The organism is Chromobacterium sp. (genome assembly GCF_041912965.1).
In the GTDB taxonomy this organism is placed as follows: Bacteria; Pseudomonadota; Gammaproteobacteria; order Burkholderiales; family Chromobacteriaceae; genus Chromobacterium; species Chromobacterium aquaticum.
In genome coordinates this window covers 14,031-30,048 of sequence record NZ_JAYSGF010000021.1, presented here as the reverse complement: position 1 = coordinate 30,048, position 16,018 = coordinate 14,031, and the positions used below count along the sequence as shown (strand labels likewise).

Below are 16,018 nucleotides of genomic sequence, written 5' to 3'. Positions count from 1 at the left end.
GTTTTCAGCTTCTTCAGAACGAGCGCGCGACGATGTAGTCGGCCAGTTCTTTCAATCGTTGGGCGGAATCGCCAAATCCTTCCAGCGCGGCAAAAGCCTCGTCGCGTAAGTCGCGGGCAAACTGCTTGGCTTCGGCCAGCCCCATCAGGCTGACATAGGTGGGCTTGTCGTGGGCGGCGTCCTTGCCGGCGGTCTTGCCCAGCGTGGCGGTATCCGCCTCGCAGTCCAGCACATCGTCCACCACCTGGAAGGCCAGGCCCATGCGCTTGGCGAACACGTCCAGGCGGGCGGTTTCGTTCTCGCTCAGCGGCCGGCCGGCCATGGCGCCCAGCAGCACCGACGCGCGTATCAGCGCGCCGGTCTTCAGTAAATGCATGTATTCCAGTTCCGGCTGGTTCAGCGCCTTGCCCACGCTGGCCAGGTCTATGGCCTGGCCGCCGGCCATGCCGGCGTGGCCGGCGGCGCGCGCCAGCGTGTGCGTCATCGCCAGCTGCGCGCGGGCTTCCACCCCGGCCATCGGCGTGGAGAGCACGTCGAAAGCCAGGGTTTGCAACGCGTCGCCCACTAGGAGCGCGGTGGCCTCGTCGTAAGCCACGTGGCAGGTGGGCTTGCCGCGGCGCAGCACATCGTCGTCCATGCAGGGCATGTCGTCGTGCACCAGGGAATAGACGTGGACCATTTCCACCGCCGCGGCCACGCGGGCCAGATTGTCGGAGCTGGCGCCCACCAGTTCGCCGGCGGCGAAGGCCAGCAGCGGCCGCACCCGCTTGCCGCCGCCCAGGCTGACATAGCGCATCGCCTCGTGCAGCTTTTGCGGCGTGTGCTGGCCGGAGGGCAGCAGGCGTTCCAGCGCGCCTTCCACTTGCTGCTGGATCTCGGTCATCCAGGCCATGAACGGTTTATTGGCCATTGGACAATTCCAGTGCTTTGAGTTCGTTGTTTTCCAGTATTTTCAGCTGCTGTTCCGCGTCGGCCAATTTGCCTTGGCAGAACTTGATCAATTCTATGCCCTGCTTGTAGGAGCCGAGCGCCGTTTCCAGCGGCATGTCGCCGCTTTCCATCGCCTGGATGATGTCTTCCAGTTGGGCCAGTGCGGTTTCGAAACTGGCCGGCGCTTTGCTGGCTTTAGCCATGGCGTTTTCCTTATTGTGCTTTGTGGTGGCCGGGCCGTGCGTTTTCTATTGGTGTCGCGTGGGCGCGGGCGGCTCTTTAAGGCCGTCATTCTAGTCCAATTTCCCGGTGTGGCGACAGAGGCGATTGAGCGCTTTTGGCAAGCCGGGACGCGGTTGGAATGGTAATCGTCCAGGAAGGGAACGCGCCTAGCGGACAATTCCCCGTCGTCCGCATTTGCGGTAGGGTGTCGCCAATAGAAAACGACAGGGGCCAGCATGCAATCTCAAGCATCGATACTCATTACCGGCTGCTCCAGCGGCATCGGCTATCACACCGCCATCATCCTGGCCCAGCGCGGCTGGCGCGTGATCGCCAGCTGCCGCGCCGCCGCCGACGTGGAGCGCCTGCGCAGCGAGGGCATGACTTGCATCCAGCTGGATGTGAACGATACCGGTTCCATACACGCCGGTTTGGCCCAGGCGCTGGAGCTGGCCGGCGGCCGCCTGGACGCCTTGTTCAACAATGCAGGCTTTGGCCAGCCCGGCGCGGTGGAGGACATCAGCCGCGCCGCGATGCGCGAGCAGTTCGAGACCAATTTGTTCGGCCCCTGGGAACTGAGCAACGCCGCGCTCAAGGTGATGCGCGCCCAGGGCCATGGCCGCATCGTGTTCAATAGCTCCATCCTCGGTTTCGCCGCCATGCGCTGGCGCGGCGCTTACAACGCCAGCAAGTTCGCGATGGAAGGCTTGTGCGACACCCTGCGCCACGAGTTGCACGGCAGCGACATCCATGTGTCGCTGGTGGAGCCGGGGCCGATAGAAAGCCGCTTCCGCCCCAATGCGCTGGCGCGCTTCCTGACGAACGTGGACATCGACGCCAGCTGTCACCGCGACGCCTATCAGCAGCAGCTGGCGCGGCTGAAGAAAGAGGGCCACGCCGCGCCGTTCACCTTGCCGGCCAGCGCGGTGGCGGAGGCGGTATACCGCGCCATCACCGCGGCCAAGCCGGCGGCGCGCTATCGGGTGACTTTCCCCACCAAGCTGTACTGGTGGCTGCGGCGTCTGTTGCCAACCCGTTGTTTTGACTGGGCCTTGCGCGCGGCGACCTGATGCACGGCCAAGTCTTTGGCTTAGCATGAGTTTTTCTATTCATAGTCATGTTTTTTCTTAGATGACATTTTGATAGTTTCTTGTTGATCTAGTCTGGCGATTCGCTTTACAGTCACGGCACTTGCTCATGGCATTTGCTCATGTCGGAGCAGGCATAACAAATATTGAGATGCCGGGATTCCCGGCTCCGTGACACAAAGGAGTAAGCGAGATGAATCGCTGGAAATGGCTGCCCCTGCTGCTGGCGGGGGCGGGCCTGTTCGCGTCCGCGCAGGCGGCCGATATGACCAAGACGCTGAAGGTGTCCTTCCTGGCGCCCGAGACCGGCTTCGACCCGGCCAAGATGAGTGACATCTATTCGCTGGGCGTGATCGAGAACATCTTCGACAACCTGCTCAGGTACGACTATCTGGCGCGGCCGCTCAAGCTCAAACCCGGCACCGCTCAGGCGCTGCCGGAAATATCGGCGGACGGCAAGGTCTTCACTTTCAAAATCCGGCCCGGCATCTACTTCGCCGACGATCCGGCCTTCAAGGGCAGGAAGCGCGAGCTGACCGCGGCGGACTACGCCTACAGCATCAAGCGTTTCGCCGATCCCAAGGTCAGCTCGCCCAACGCCACCTCCTATACCGACTACGTGCTGGGGCTGGCGGAGGCGGGCAGCGCCGCCAGCAAGAAAGGGCGCTTCGATTACGACAAGCCCATCGATGGCATCAAGGCGCTGGACCGCTACACCCTGCAGCTGACGCTGAAAAAGCCCAATTACAACTTCCTCTACACCGTGGCCGCCAAATTCAGCGGCGCGGTGGCGCGCGAGGTGATTGAAGCCTACGACAGCAACACCAATGCCCACCCGGTGGGCACCGGGCCGTTCGTGCTGAAGGAATGGAAGCCGGGCAACCGCATCATCCTGGAAGCCAACCCCGGCTATCGCAAGGAAGTGTTCACCGACGAGCCGGCCGCCGACGCGCCGCCGCAGGACCGCGAAATCGCCGATCAACTGCGCGGCAAGACCCTGCCGGTCATCGGCCGCATCGATATCAAGGTGATAGAAGAAGAACAGCCGCGCTGGCTGTCCTTCCTCAACAAGCAGATCGACTACATCGGCGTGCCCAAGTCCGCGATTCCGTCCACCGTGCACAGCAGCGAGGCCAATCCTTTCCAGGCCAGCCTCAACCCGACGCTGGCGCAGCGCGGCATCCGCCTGCATCACAATCTGGGCATGGACCTGACTTACGCCTTCTTCAATATGCGCGACCCGGTGGTGGGTGGTTATAGCAAGCAAAAGATCGCGCTGCGCCGCGCCATCGCCATGGCCTACCCCAGCCAGGAAGTGATCAAGCTGCTGTACAGCGGCCAAGCCATCCAGTTGCAGAATCTGGTGCCCCTGAACATGGTGGGCAACGATCCGCGCTTCCACGGCGCGACGGACTTCGATCCGGCGCTGGCCAATGCCTTGCTGGACCAGGCCGGCTACAAGATCGGCCCGGACGGCTACCGCCGCCAGCCCAACGGTCAGCCGCTGCTGATCACCCAGTCCACCCAGGGCAGCGCATTCGACAAGCAGTTCAACCAGATCTGGCAGAAGGCTTTCGACAGCATCAAGCTGCGCGTCACCTTCAAAGTGGCCAAGTGGAACGAAAACCTCAAGGCCGCCTATGCCGGCAAGGTGCAGATGTGGTCCTTGGGCGGTTCCGCCGCCATTCCGGACGGCGACGACTTCGTCACCGGCTTGTGGAGCAAGCAGATTGGCATCGCCAACCTGCCGTTCTTCAGCCGGCCGGAGTTCGACAAGGCTTATGAAGCATCGCAAGTGCTGCCCAACGGCCCTGAGCGCGACGCGCTGTTCGACCGCATGAATCGGGTGGCCGCCGCCTATCAGCCCTATGTGTTGGGCGTGACCCGCTTCGAAAACGTCGTCAGCCACGACTATCTCAAGGGTTACAAACCGCATCCGCTGGCCACGATAGGGGCGTCCTGGCGTTATGTCGACATCGACCTGAGCAAGCGCCGCTAACTATCTTGATCCGGGGCGCAGCCGCGCCGCTATATTCTGGAGAAGCAGATGTTCAATTTCATCATCCGCCGGATCTGGCAGATGGTGCCGACGATGTTCGGCGTCATGCTGCTGGTGTTCGTGCTATTCAACTGGGTGGGCGGAGACCCCACCTACATCCTGGCCGGCAAACGCCTGACGCCGGAAATCATGGCCAATATCCGCGCCCAGCTGGGCCTGGACCTGAGCCTGCCGCAGCAGTTCTGGCTCTTCGTCAAGCAAGTGGCCACCTTCGACTTCGGCACCTCCTGGTCCACCCAGCAATCGGTCACCGCCACGCTGGCCTCGCGCATCGGTCCCTCGCTGACGCTGACCGGCACCTTGCTGGTGTTCGAACTGCTGACCGCGCTGCCCATCGCCATCGCCGTGGCTTACTACCGCGGCACGCTGACCGACCGCATGGTGACGCTGATCTGCACCGTGGCGATGTCGGTCAGCTCGCTGGCCTACATCATCGTCGGCCAATACCTGCTGGCCTTCAAACTGGACTGGTTCCCGGTGATGGGCTGGGACGACGACAGCCTGCTGCGCAGCCTGCTGATCTACGTGCCGCTGCCGCTGATCCTGGGCATGCTGGTGTCGCTGGCGCCCAATGTGCGTTTCTACCGCAGCTTCGTGGTGGAAGAGCTGGGCCACGACTATGTGCGCACCGCGCGCGCCAAGGGCCTGTCGGAAAAAACCGTGCTGTTCAAGCATGTGCTGCGCAACGCGCTGATCCCGGTGGTCACCGCGGTGATGATGTCCTTGCCCTTCCTGGTGCTGGGCTCGATGCTGCTGGAGCGCTTCTTCGGCATTCCCGGCATGGGCAATGAACTGCTGATGGCGGTGGACAAGAGCGATTTCCCGGTGATCAAGGCCATTACCGTGACCATCGCCGGCGCCGCCATGGTGTTCAACCTGCTGGCCGACATCATCTACAAGTGGATCGATCCACGCGTGCAACTCAAGTAAGCGCGGAGCACAAGACATGACGACATTGCAAAATACCGCCGGCGCCGCGCCGGCCGCCCCCTCGCGCAGCCTGTGGGCGCTGGGCTGGCAACGCCTGAAGCGCGACCGCATCGGCTTCTTCTCGCTGTGGGTGGTGGTGGCTTTCATGCTGCTGGCCGCCGCCGGCTGGCTCAACCTGGCCGGCCGCGGCTGGAACGACGAAATCGCCGCCTCCTACGCGCCGCCGACCTTGCTGCTGGAGAAATACCGCCAGCAGGAAACCCCGACCACCAGCGGCGCGGCCTCCACCGCCATTGTGCCCACCGAGCGCTTGAAACCGTCGGAAGACCCCATCCACGACTGGATGGAAGCCGCGCGCCCGCATGCCGCCGAGTATGCCCAGCCGGAAGTGAAGAAAGTGGAATCGCTGCCCTTCGGCGCGGACCAGCGCGGCCGCAACATTCTGGACAAAGTGATCAAGGGTACCGCCACCTCGCTGTTGGTCGGCTTCTTCGGCGCCTTGCTGTCCATCCTGATCGGCAGCACGCTGGGCGCGATGGCCGGCTATTTCGGCCGCAAGGTGGACGATTTCCTGATGTGGTTCTACAGTGTGTTCACCTCGGTGCCGGACATGCTGCTGCTGCTCGCCTTCGCCGCCGTGGCCGGCCGCGGCATCGCCACCGTCATCCTGGTGCTGTCGCTGACCAGCTGGACCGGCACCTTCCGCCTGGTGCGCGCCGAGTTCATCAAGAACCGCTCGCGCGAGTACGTGCAGGCGGCGGATGCGATCGGCGCCAGCCACAGCCGGCGCATGTTCATCCACATCCTGCCCAATATCTCCCATCTGCTGCTGGTGCAGTTCTCCCTGCTGATGGTGGGCCTGATCAAGTATGAAGTGATCCTGTCCTTCCTCGGCTTCGGCGTGGATGTGCGCCAGGTGAGCTGGGGCTCGATGCTGGCGGAAGTGCCGGAAGAACTGCTGCAAGGCTTCTGGTGGCAACTGGCCATGGTGGTGCTGTTCATGTCCACCCTGGTCACCGCTTTCAGCATGTTGACCGATGCGCTGCGCGACGCGCTGGACCCGCGCGCGGCAGTGAAGTGAGAGGGGGAGAACAGACCATGACCCAGAACCAGACCCTGCTGTCGGTGCGCAATCTCAAAGTGGCGTTCCGCCAGGAGAACGGCGGCGAATTCCAGGCGCTCAAGGGCGTCAGCTTCGACATCCCGGCCAAGCGCACCGTCGCCTTGGTGGGCGAATCCGGCTCCGGCAAATCGGTGACCTCGATGGCCATCATGCGCCTGCTGTCGCCGCAGCACGCCCAAATCCACCCGGACAGCCAGATCCTGCTGCACGGGCGCGACCTGTTGCGCGCCAGCGGCGCCGAGATGCGCGCGCTGCGCGGCAAGGACATCGCGATGATCTTCCAGGAGCCGATGAGCTCGTTGAACCCGGTGTTCAGCGTCGGCGAGCAGATCATGGAAGCCTTGATGCTGCACGCCAAGCTGGGCCGCCGCGCCGCGCGCCGGCGCGCGATCGAACTATTGCGCGAAGTGGGCCTGCCGGAACCGGAAAGCAAGGTGGACAGCTACCCGCACCAACTGTCCGGCGGCCAGCAGCAGCGGGTGATGATCGCGATGGCCATCGCCTGCGAACCCAAGCTGCTGATTGCCGACGAACCCACCACCGCGCTGGACGTGACCATTCAGAAGCAGATCCTGCAACTGATCGCCGATCTGCAGAAGAAGCACGATATGGCGGTGCTGTTCATCACCCACGACCTGGGCGTGGTGGGCGAGTTCGCCGATGAAGTCATCGTCATGCGTCACGGTGAAATCCGCGAACAGGGCAGCGTGCAGCAAATCTTCGACGCGCCGCAGGACGCCTACACCAAGGCGCTGCTGGCCTGCCGCCCGCACCTGGACCGGCGGCCGCAGCGGCTGGCGGTGATCGACGACTTCCTGCGGCCGGGCGGCTACGTGGAACCGCCGCAGCGCGAGCGCGGCTACCGGGACGACGACGAAATCATCCTGGACGTGCGCGGGCTGAGCAAATCCTTCGACGTGCGCGAAGGCCTGTTCGGCAAGCGCCAGTTCCACGCGGTCAAGGACGTGTCTTTCAAGCTGGCCAAGGGTAAAACCCTGGGCATCGTCGGCGAATCCGGCTCCGGCAAGACCACCGTCGGGATGACCCTGGTGCGGCTGCACCAGGCCAGCGGCGGTCAGGCGCTGTTCCACGGCCAGGACCTGCTGGGCATGGACGCCAAGGCCTTCCATGCCTACAAGCGCCGCATTCAGATCATCTTCCAAAACCCCTATGCCTCGCTGAACCCGCGCTTCACCGTGGAACAGATCCTGAGCGAACCGATGCAGCTGCATGGCATCGGCCGCGATGGCGGCGAGCGGCGCAAGCTGGCGCAGGAGCTGCTGGACAAAGTAGGGATGCCGGCCGGAGCGCTGCAGAAATATCCGCACGAATTTTCCGGCGGCCAGCGTCAGCGCATCGCGATTGCGCGCTGCCTGACCTTGAAGCCGGAAGTGCTGATCTGCGACGAATCGGTGTCGGCGCTGGACGTGTCGGTGCAGGCGCAAGTGCTGAACCTGCTGCAAGACCTGCAGGACGAATACGGCCTGTCCTATCTGTTCATCTCGCACGATCTGGCGGTGGTGAAGCATATCTCCGACCAGGTGATGGTGATGAACAAGGGCGAAGTGGTGGAGCAGGCGGACGCGGACCAGATCTACCGCGAACCGCAGCAGAGCTATACCCGCAAGCTGTTGGAGTCCATCCCGCAGGGCTGGATGGGGATGGCGCCGGCTTGAGTCCGCGTTTTCTTCAGTTAAGAACCGCCGGTCTCCCGGCGGTTTTTTATTGCCCCGCCAGCGCGCGGAAACCGTAGTGCAGCAGCGCGTAAGCGCCAAACAGCGCACAGAGCAGCGCGCCGTAAGCCAGCGCGGAGCGTCCGGCGTGGCTTAAGTCCGTGCTGCTGGGCAGGCAGCCGTCCCAGCACTGCGCCGCCAGAAAGCCCAGGCCGGCCGCCGCCGGGCTCAGCCACGGCCCGCGCGCCGCCAGCGCCAGCAGGCCCCAGCCCAGCGGCAGCAACAGCAAGGGCGCGATGCCGATGGGCAGCGCGTTCCACCACGTCAGCCGGCTGAAGCCCACCTGGCCCAGCGTCAGCTGCCGGCCGTTGCGGCGCGGCCACACGCTGAAGCGGCTGGGGCGCGCCCGCAGCAGCCAGCCCACCAGGAAATGGCACAGCTCGTGCAGCACCGTGCCCGGCAGCGACAGCGCCACATAGGGCCAGAACCAGGCGCGGCGGCGCAGTTGGCGGCTCAGCAGCAGGAATAGCGCCGGCCACAGCAGCACGGCGGCAGAGGAGGCGAACGGCGCGTACAGCGGCTCGAGGACGGACATGGGAAGAAGAGGGCGGGCGAAAACCTGGATTGTGGCATGAGAACCTGTTTACGATCTGCTGCGCTTCGGCGATACAGCGTTGAAAACGCCCTCAAAATGCTCATGTACCACTTGTACATTCCGCTTTTTCGCTCGTTTTCGCCTTGTCTCGCTCTTGCTCGCGAGATTGTAAACACGTTCTGCGGGCGCGCCCGGACCAAGCCGGACGCGCCCTCATGATGGAGAAGCTAGACCTGATGGAAGCTGCTCAAGCGCGACGCTTTTTATCTCAATCCGCGCGGAAGCGGTTGATCGCCGCATCCAGCCCATGCGCCAGGCCGGACAACTGCTGCGCCATGGCGGAGGATTCCTCCACCGACAAGCCGTTTTCCGTGCCCATATTGGCAATGCGCTCCACGTTCTTGGCCGCCTCGTTGCTGGCGGTGCTCTGCTCGCGCATCGCCTCCGCGATCTCGCTGGTTTTCTCCAGCAAGCGCGTGGACAGCACACGGATCTGCGCCAGGCGTTCCGACAGCGTGCCGCTCAGCGCCACGCCGGCTTCCACCCGCTCGGTGGCTTCGCGCATGCTGGCCACCGCCGTGGTGGTGTCGCCTTGCACCGCCTTGATTTTTTCCGAGATCTCGCCGGTGGCCTGAGCGGTGCGCTCCGCCAGCTTGCGCACCTCGTCCGCCACCACCGCGAAGCCGCGGCCGGTTTCGCCGGCGCGCGCCGCCTCGATGGCCGCGTTCAAGGCCAGCAGATTGGTCTGCTCGGCGATGTCGTGGATCACGTCCACGATATTGCCGATCTCATCGGAACGCTGGTTCAGGCCGATGATGATGGTTTCGGAACGGCTGATCACACTGGCGATTTCCGACATCTGCTGCGCCGCCTGGCCGGCCACATCGCTGCCGCTCACCGCCTCGTTCATGCTGCTCTTGGCCTCGCCGGCCATTTCCACCGCGTGCTCGGCCACCAGGTTGATGCTCACCGTCATCTCTTCCACCGCGGCGGCGGTGGACGAAGAGGCGTCGGTTTGCACCTGGGACGCCTCGGCAATGCGCTTGGACACCCCGGACAAGGCGTGGGCGGTGTCGTTCACCTGCTTGGCGTCGTCGCGGGTCTGGCGCAGGAAGGCGCGCAGATTGCCCAGCAACTGCGCTAGCGCGCGGCCGGTTTCGCTGACCTCGTCGCGGCCGGTCTGATCCACCGACACCGTCAAATCGTTTTGTTCCGCCGCGTGGCGCATGGTCTGCTGCATCGCCTGCAAGGGGCGGGTGATGGAGCGGACGATGGCGAAAGCCAGGCCTACGCCCACCACCAGCGCCAGCACCAGGATGGTCAGCATCATATTGCGGGTATTCTTCATGCTGACCGCCAGCGCGTCCTCCGCGGCCTGCGCGGAATCGTCCGCCAGCTTGCTCAGGCTGTTGAGCGCGTCGCGCGCCTCGTACAGCTTGGGCTTGAACGGGGTGATGCCCTCGTCGCCGACATTGGCCCGGCTGATCTCGCCGCTGGCGATCTTCTGGTACAGCCCGTTCATGCCCTGCTCATAGCCGGACAGGCCGGTCAGCATGCTGTCGAAGGTTCTCTGATGATCCGCCGCCATGGCCATGGACTTGGCGGTGGAGGCCTGGTTCTTGAACTCGGCGATATGCTTGTCCAGCAACTGCTTGTTGGTCTGGATGCTCTGGTCCGAGTTGTCCGGATTGCCGATGCTGATGAAGATGTTCTTCTCATCCTGGCGGATGTGCAGCATGCTGCTTTGCATGGCGTTCATCTGATAACGGAACGCGATTTTCTGGTCAAACAGCGAGGTCAGCTCGCCATCCATCTGGTTCAACGACCACCAGCCGGAACCGCCCACCAGAGCCACTGCAAACAGCAGACTGCCCGCCAGCGCGGCGATGCGCTGCCCGATCGTGAATTGACTTAACATAATGCCCCCCATTGGCGCTGATATTCATCTTTTTTCATAGCAAACGCATATGAATTGGCGATTGCATCAATGTGTGAAGACGCAGCGCTTCATGCTGGCACGAACTCCAGCCGGGGCCGGGATTCTGGAACATCAGGAATGGGCCCACAGGCCGGTGCGACGGAGTGTTTCAATGCCAGCGCCCCTCCTCGTGACGGAGGCGGAAGCGGTGCGACGTTCATTGAATGGGCCCAATCATAATTCACGCCGCACCGATAGTCCTAATGGTTATTTTTGCATCGCAAAGTGGGAACATAGGGTGTATGTCCGGGCCGGCGCGGACGTTACCGGGCCCATGGCCGGGCAGGGCGCCGACAAGGACAGCAGTCATGCTGTTGGCAATTTAAACGCCATAATGTCTGTGTTAAAGTTTTCAAATGTCAAAATAATACGGACGCGATGAAAACATCCTGCTTGCATCTCCTGTTGCGCTTAAAACAACGCCCAGCGTCACGCCGTGGCGCGTTTGACGCCCGGCGCGGCCGCGCCGCCTTCGCCATGACGCTGACGGCGCTGAGCCTGAGCGCCGCCGTTTGCGCGGCGGAAAAGGAACAAGTGGTGGGCGATGGCGGCCGCATACTGCGCTACAGCTCCACCCAGGTGCGGGTGGAATTGGACGCCGCCGAAAACGCCGCCTATCAGAACGCCCGCGATTTCTACTGGCGCGGCGCCACCGTGGCGCAAGCGCTGCGCGCCGGCGGCAAGGCCTTGGCGGCGATGGGTTACGGCCGGCTGGAAGAAGACGCGGACTTCTCCCTGCTGCGCGCCGAACGCCATGAAAAACTGGTCAGCACCAGCCGGGAAGTGCTGCGCGGCCTTTTGAAAATGAAAATGGGCCTGCCCGGCAAACCGGACCACCAAAGCCTGGAAGCGCTGATCACCCTGCGCCCGGCCGCTGGCGGCCAGGGCGTCTGGCTGCGCGCCCGTTTCCAGCGCACCATCTGGGACAGCAATGGCGATTCCCGCACCAAGCAGGTGAGCGAAGCGGAGGTGTATCGGGACTTTTTCGCGCGGCTGGGGGCTTAGAACCTGTTTACGATCTGCCCGAATCGACGATACGGCGTTGAAAACGCCTCCCTTGAAGCCGCTTCCGGACGCGGCGGCGGCTCCAAGCCCAGACGCGCCAAACAAACGCGGGGCGATTCAGTTGACACCCCGCCACTGAACTGCCAACCTTCCGGCTTCCATTTTTTTGCTATTGCCCGCCATGAAAATCACCGCCAACACCGCCGTCACCCTGCGCATGAAAGTCACCGACAGCCAGGGCCTGGTTTACGACGATGGCAAAAAGCCCGTCTCCTACCTGCATGGCGATTACGACAACCTGTTCGCCAAGCTGGAAGCCGCGCTTGAAGGCCAGGAAGCCGGCTTTCAAACCACGCTGGAACTGGCGACCGAAGACACCTTCGGCGCGCGCGACGAAGCCCTGGTCACCACCATGCCCAAGGCCGACTTCCCGCCCGGCATCAAGGTAGGCGGACAGATCCAGCGCTTCGGCCCGGATGGCGAACCGCGCTACTACTTCGTCACCAAGATCAAAGGCCCCACCGTCTTGCTGGACGGCAACCACCCGCTGTGCGGCAAAGCCCTGCGCTTCGTGGTCAAAGTTGTCGACGTGCGCGCGGCAACCGCAGAGGAAATTGCTCACCAGCATGTGCATGGCGAGCACGGGCATCAGCACTGATACCACCCGCCCGGTACACGCCAAACCCTCCCCAGCCGGGAGGGTTTTGTTTTGCCTGCATCCCATCGCCCAAGGTTTGGCGGCCGGCCAGCGGTCAAGCCGGTTTGGAGATTGTGCCGCGGTGGCCATGCGTGCTCGCCGCGCTTTCGCGCACCGGGCATCGCGAGTAGAGTCTGAGCAAACTAGCCAAGGGCTCATGCAAGTCCAGGTAGTCGGGGCAATTCAATCCACTCATTTAAGATGTGAGAACCTGTTTACGATCTCGCGAGCTAAGGCGAGACAAGGCGAAAACGGGCGAAAAAGCGGAATGTACTCGTGGTACATGAGCATTTTGAGCTCGGTTTCAACGCGGTATCGCCGACGCGCAGCAGATCGTAAACAGGTTCTGAGGAATGCAATGACAGTCTTGGCCGATAGGATTTGCAAGCTGGTTGCGGCGGCGCTGCTGCTCAACATCGCCACGGCGGCATGGGCGGACGTTGTCCGCAAGGATGTGCCCCCGGCGGACACCGATGGCGGGATCGTGGTGAACAGCGGGCCGCACATCGTTTTTTCAGCGGAGAAGGGCGGACAGGCGCCGCTGCTGGTTTTCCTGCCCGGAACCGGCGGCGAAACCACCCGCACCGTGGTGGGCGAACAGGCCTTCATCGACACCGCGCTGGCCCAGGGCTACCGCTTCATCATCCTGTCCTACATCGACACCCCGGCCATTTCCCAGGTCTGCACCCGGCCGGTGCTGACAAGCAAGCCAGACTGCGCGGAGCAACTGCGCCGGAAGCGCGCCTTTGGAGAAAATACCACCACGCTGATCCAGGACCAGCCCAAGGACGCCATTGTCTATCGGCTGACCGCCCTGCTGCGCTACCTGTCCAAGACCGACCCGCAAGGCCACTGGGAGCAATACCTGAACCAGCAAGCCATAAACTGGAGCAAGATCGTGCTGGCCGGCCAATCCCAAGGCGGCGGCATGGCCGCCTATATCGCCAAGCGCGTGGCCGTCAGAGGCGTGATCGACTTTTCCGGCGGCTGGGACCTGCGCGCCAACCAACGCATCGCCGCCTGGTATTCCTCCCCCGGCGCCACGCCACCGGACAGGCTATTCGGCACCTATCACGTGCAGGAACGCTTTGCCGATCTCATTCGCCTTTCCTACAACGCGATGCGCATCCCGCCAGACCACCAGTTCGCGCTGGACAAGCCGATCCGCCGGCCCAACGCCAACAACCCCGGACATGGCGAAGGCGCCAGCAACCCGGTGTACCAAGAGCTGTGGCGGGAGATGTTGGGGCGGCTTGGGCGGGGGGAGTGAGGGTGTTGTTGTGAGAGGGTGGGGCGAGACATTGGAGGTAACGTCCCGCTTTGCTCCGATGCTTATGGAGGCCTGTTTTACACCCTGAATCCCGATGGAAGCGCTTGTTGGAGGCCTTGCTAGTAGGGCCTGTCTTTGCTTGTTGACGACATGATGATCCGCCCTGTTTCGCTATTGCAGGTGCTTGTTTGGTGGGCTGAAGTTGTGGGGGTAAGCCTAGAAGTAGTTACTCTGAGTCTCGAAATCAGCCCTTGAGGATTTTGGATCGATTGTCGAGGAAGGCCGCTACCGATCCTAAGCGGTCTTTTCGCGGAGCCAACCATCAAGGCCTCCCAGACGTCAGCGTGTGCGGTCGAGTCGGTTACAGTACCAATACCAGCGGTGCCGCAAGCAAACGGTGATAGGCCAAAACAGGCTTAGTCGACTCGCTACACGAAACCGGCACGCCTCAGGGTTGTACCAACCCGGTCCGACATAGACTGCACGCATCGGTGGTTCAAAGCAAAAGTCGCAATGGCGATTTTTGTCCGCCATGTAAGTCACAGGGCAGGCAAGATTTATTACGTGTCAGTTAAAGCTAACAAAGTAAAAATAGGTTGCATTTATTTTGTTGGGTTGACAAATCTAAGAAAAAATACATAATAAGGGCATGAGCAACCCATAGAGCCACTAGACCTCATGAGCGACCAGAGCCCGTGTAACCTTCATCCAGACTTAGAACTTGATCGTGTTCGACTAATCGGCAAGATCATCAAAGATGCGCGCAATGGCGCAAGACTCGAACACAACTCTAAAGCTGGCGATACAGGCTGGTCTAGCAGCTGCCGAGAGTTTTCTTGGGCATGGCAACGATTACTCGGAGCAGCTGGCACAAAAGGATACGAGTGGTTGTCCACCATTGATTCCAGCATCCACTACGTTGGAGCAATCGGTAGCGTTCCATTCAGGTTCTATCGTGGCGATAGCAAAAAACCCAAAAACAAGTTCATTGAGGAGAAATTCTCACAACGGCAGCAGTTCAACCTAGACCTAGGGGCTGTTCCAGCACATCAAGACCTGATCTTTCTTTTTGCTGCCGAAACAGATGCCACAGGAGTGACTGAACGTGTAATATTTGCTGCCGTCCAGCCCAATGGACATGTTGTAAGCAGCATTGATGCAACCAGCGACGCCCCAATCCCGGCGATTGCACCGATCCACTTGCCAGAAGAAAGCGGCGTAGAGCTTGGTGCTGCGAAGGTAAGTGGAAAACGGAAAAAGCAGAAGAAAACAGCAAATGGAGACACACACTAACCTGTTTCAACCCGCCAGGCTACGCCTGGCGCGTTTGTTTCATGGTCTAACCCATGCGGAGCTTGGCGCAAGGGCATCCAGTTCTCGCCAGTTCATGCACCAACTAGAATCTGGCATCAAAACTCCCAACGAACTGATGGTGAACGTATTGAGCGAACAGCTGGAGGTTGATCCCAGCTTTTTCTTTACACCTATCGCTGAGGACGTTGTGGAGCAACAATGTCATTTCAGAAAGCAGCGCACCACTCCCGCCAAAATTACCCAGCAAGTACTGGCGAGGGGCACGCTGTTCAGTGAAACTGTCAGCAAGCTTGAGGAGTACCTTGACCTGCCGGAAGTGGACTTCCCCGAAATTCCGGTCAACTCACGATTGGACGTTGAGCAGGCGGCTGAACGCTGTCGCAAGCATTGGGGGCTCGGCGTAACCGCTCCTATCGTGAACATGGTGAGGGTGGCAGAGAATGCCGGTGCGGTGGTGACTCACTTTGAAGGTGTATCAGAGAAGGTAGATGCACTTTCTGTTAGTCGGCGTAGACCTTTGATTGTAATGAGTACCAGCAAAGGAAGCGGTTGTCGAAGTAGATTCGACATCGGTCATGAAATTGGTCATTTGGTAATGCATCAGGGAATTGAGACCGGAGATCACGACACCGAGTCTCAAGCGAACCATTTTGCCGCTGCTTTCTTATTTCCACGCAGTGCTTTTGTTGTCGAATTTCCAAGGGACAAAAAATTAAACTGGACTACACTCTATCAATTGAAGTTAAAGTACAAAATTAGTGTTGCTGCCATTCTTTATCGTGCACACCACCATCTGGGTTTGATCGATGCAACACAATATCGTGTTGCACAAATTTATTTATCCAGAAGCACGCAGAAAAAAATTGAGAAATACGATGAAGCCGTAGCCATGGAGCAGCCAGAATTACTTGAGAATGCATTCCAGGCACTACTGGAAGAAGAAGAAATTAATGCAGAGTACTTCGCTAGTCAAGTCGGCATCAATCCTAATCTGCTCGAAAAGCTAACTGGTGTGCCTCGCACAAAAAAGCCAACAACAAAAAACAGGCAAAAGATTATAGATTTACTTGAGATAATAAAAGCAAAGCAAAATCAGTAATTTTAAAAGCCCGATTATTCGGGCTTTTATTTTAG

The 16,018-nt window shown here is 61.0% G+C and carries 13 protein-coding genes and 1 pseudogene; 10 read left to right on the top strand and 4 right to left on the bottom strand.

Features of this window, described 5'->3' with window-relative positions; translation table 11 throughout:
- Positions 1-13 precede the first annotated feature (13 nt).
- Both ACE3QM_RS12740 and ACE3QM_RS12735 read right to left on the bottom strand, forming a co-directional pair.
- The gene (locus ACE3QM_RS12740) at positions 14-910 is read right to left on the bottom strand and encodes a polyprenyl synthetase family protein (protein ID WP_374422342.1); all 897 of its coding nucleotides are present in this window, start codon (positions 908-910) and stop codon (positions 14-16) included.
- Positions 900-1,148 (bottom strand): annotated as a pseudogene (locus ACE3QM_RS12735) (exodeoxyribonuclease VII small subunit); the annotation flags it as partial. The gene ACE3QM_RS12740 and the pseudogene ACE3QM_RS12735, both read right to left, overlap by 11 nt.
- Positions 1,149-1,388: 240 nt before the next feature.
- Here ACE3QM_RS12735 and ACE3QM_RS12730 point away from each other — a divergent pair.
- From ACE3QM_RS12730 to ACE3QM_RS12710, 5 genes are all read left to right on the top strand, one after another.
- Entirely contained in the window at positions 1,389-2,222 is an 834-nt protein-coding gene (locus tag ACE3QM_RS12730) for an SDR family NAD(P)-dependent oxidoreductase (RefSeq protein ID WP_374422340.1), read from the top strand.
- Positions 2,223-2,433: 211 nt separating this feature from the next.
- Positions 2,434-4,239, top strand: a complete 1,806-nt coding sequence (locus ACE3QM_RS12725; RefSeq protein WP_374422337.1) for an ABC transporter substrate-binding protein — start codon at positions 2,434-2,436, stop codon at positions 4,237-4,239.
- 48 nt (positions 4,240-4,287) lie between these two features.
- On the top strand, positions 4,288-5,229 hold the full coding sequence (locus ACE3QM_RS12720) for an ABC transporter permease (RefSeq protein WP_048411275.1): 942 nt from the start codon (positions 4,288-4,290) through the stop codon (positions 5,227-5,229).
- Between the two features lie 16 nt (positions 5,230-5,245).
- Positions 5,246-6,310 carry an ABC transporter permease gene (locus ACE3QM_RS12715; protein WP_374422334.1) on the top strand — a complete coding sequence of 355 codons (1,065 nt, stop codon included), beginning with the start codon at positions 5,246-5,248 and terminating at the stop codon, positions 6,308-6,310.
- A gap of 17 nt (positions 6,311-6,327) precedes the next feature.
- The gene (locus ACE3QM_RS12710) at positions 6,328-8,028 is read left to right on the top strand and encodes an ABC transporter ATP-binding protein (RefSeq protein ID WP_374422332.1); all 1,701 of its coding nucleotides are present in this window, start codon (positions 6,328-6,330) and stop codon (positions 8,026-8,028) included.
- A 46-nt stretch (positions 8,029-8,074) separates the two neighbouring features.
- Here the strand turns inward: ACE3QM_RS12710 and ACE3QM_RS12705 are convergent, their stop codons facing one another.
- Both ACE3QM_RS12705 and ACE3QM_RS12700 read right to left on the bottom strand, forming a co-directional pair.
- The gene (locus ACE3QM_RS12705; protein ID WP_374422330.1) at positions 8,075-8,620 is read right to left on the bottom strand and encodes a hypothetical protein; all 546 of its coding nucleotides are present in this window, start codon (positions 8,618-8,620) and stop codon (positions 8,075-8,077) included.
- A 268-nt stretch (positions 8,621-8,888) separates the two neighbouring features.
- Complete coding sequence (locus ACE3QM_RS12700; protein WP_374422329.1) at positions 8,889-10,538, bottom strand: methyl-accepting chemotaxis protein; 1,650 nt, start codon at positions 10,536-10,538, stop codon at positions 8,889-8,891.
- A 537-nt stretch (positions 10,539-11,075) separates the two neighbouring features.
- On the opposite strand from ACE3QM_RS12700, the gene ACE3QM_RS12695 reads away from it, so the two are divergent.
- The 5 genes from ACE3QM_RS12695 to ACE3QM_RS12675 all read left to right on the top strand — a co-directional run bounded on the left by ACE3QM_RS12695 (position 11,076) and on the right by ACE3QM_RS12675 (position 15,983).
- On the top strand, positions 11,076-11,603 hold the full coding sequence (locus tag ACE3QM_RS12695) for a hypothetical protein (protein ID WP_374422327.1): 528 nt from the start codon (positions 11,076-11,078) through the stop codon (positions 11,601-11,603).
- Between the two features lie 181 nt (positions 11,604-11,784).
- A complete protein-coding gene (locus tag ACE3QM_RS12690) occupies positions 11,785-12,261 on the top strand; it encodes a peptidylprolyl isomerase (RefSeq protein WP_231462582.1) in 477 nt (158 codons plus the stop codon).
- A gap of 397 nt (positions 12,262-12,658) precedes the next feature.
- On the top strand, positions 12,659-13,570 hold the full coding sequence (locus ACE3QM_RS12685) for a hypothetical protein (protein WP_374422324.1): 912 nt from the start codon (positions 12,659-12,661) through the stop codon (positions 13,568-13,570).
- Positions 13,571-14,248: 678 nt separating this feature from the next.
- On the top strand, positions 14,249-14,863 hold the full coding sequence (locus ACE3QM_RS12680; RefSeq protein WP_374422322.1) for a hypothetical protein: 615 nt from the start codon (positions 14,249-14,251) through the stop codon (positions 14,861-14,863).
- Positions 14,847-15,983, top strand: coding sequence for a helix-turn-helix domain-containing protein (locus tag ACE3QM_RS12675; protein ID WP_374422321.1), 1,137 nt, complete (start codon positions 14,847-14,849; stop codon positions 15,981-15,983). The genes ACE3QM_RS12680 and ACE3QM_RS12675 overlap by 17 nt, the downstream gene beginning before the upstream one ends.
- The last annotated feature ends 35 nt before the right edge of the window (positions 15,984-16,018 follow it).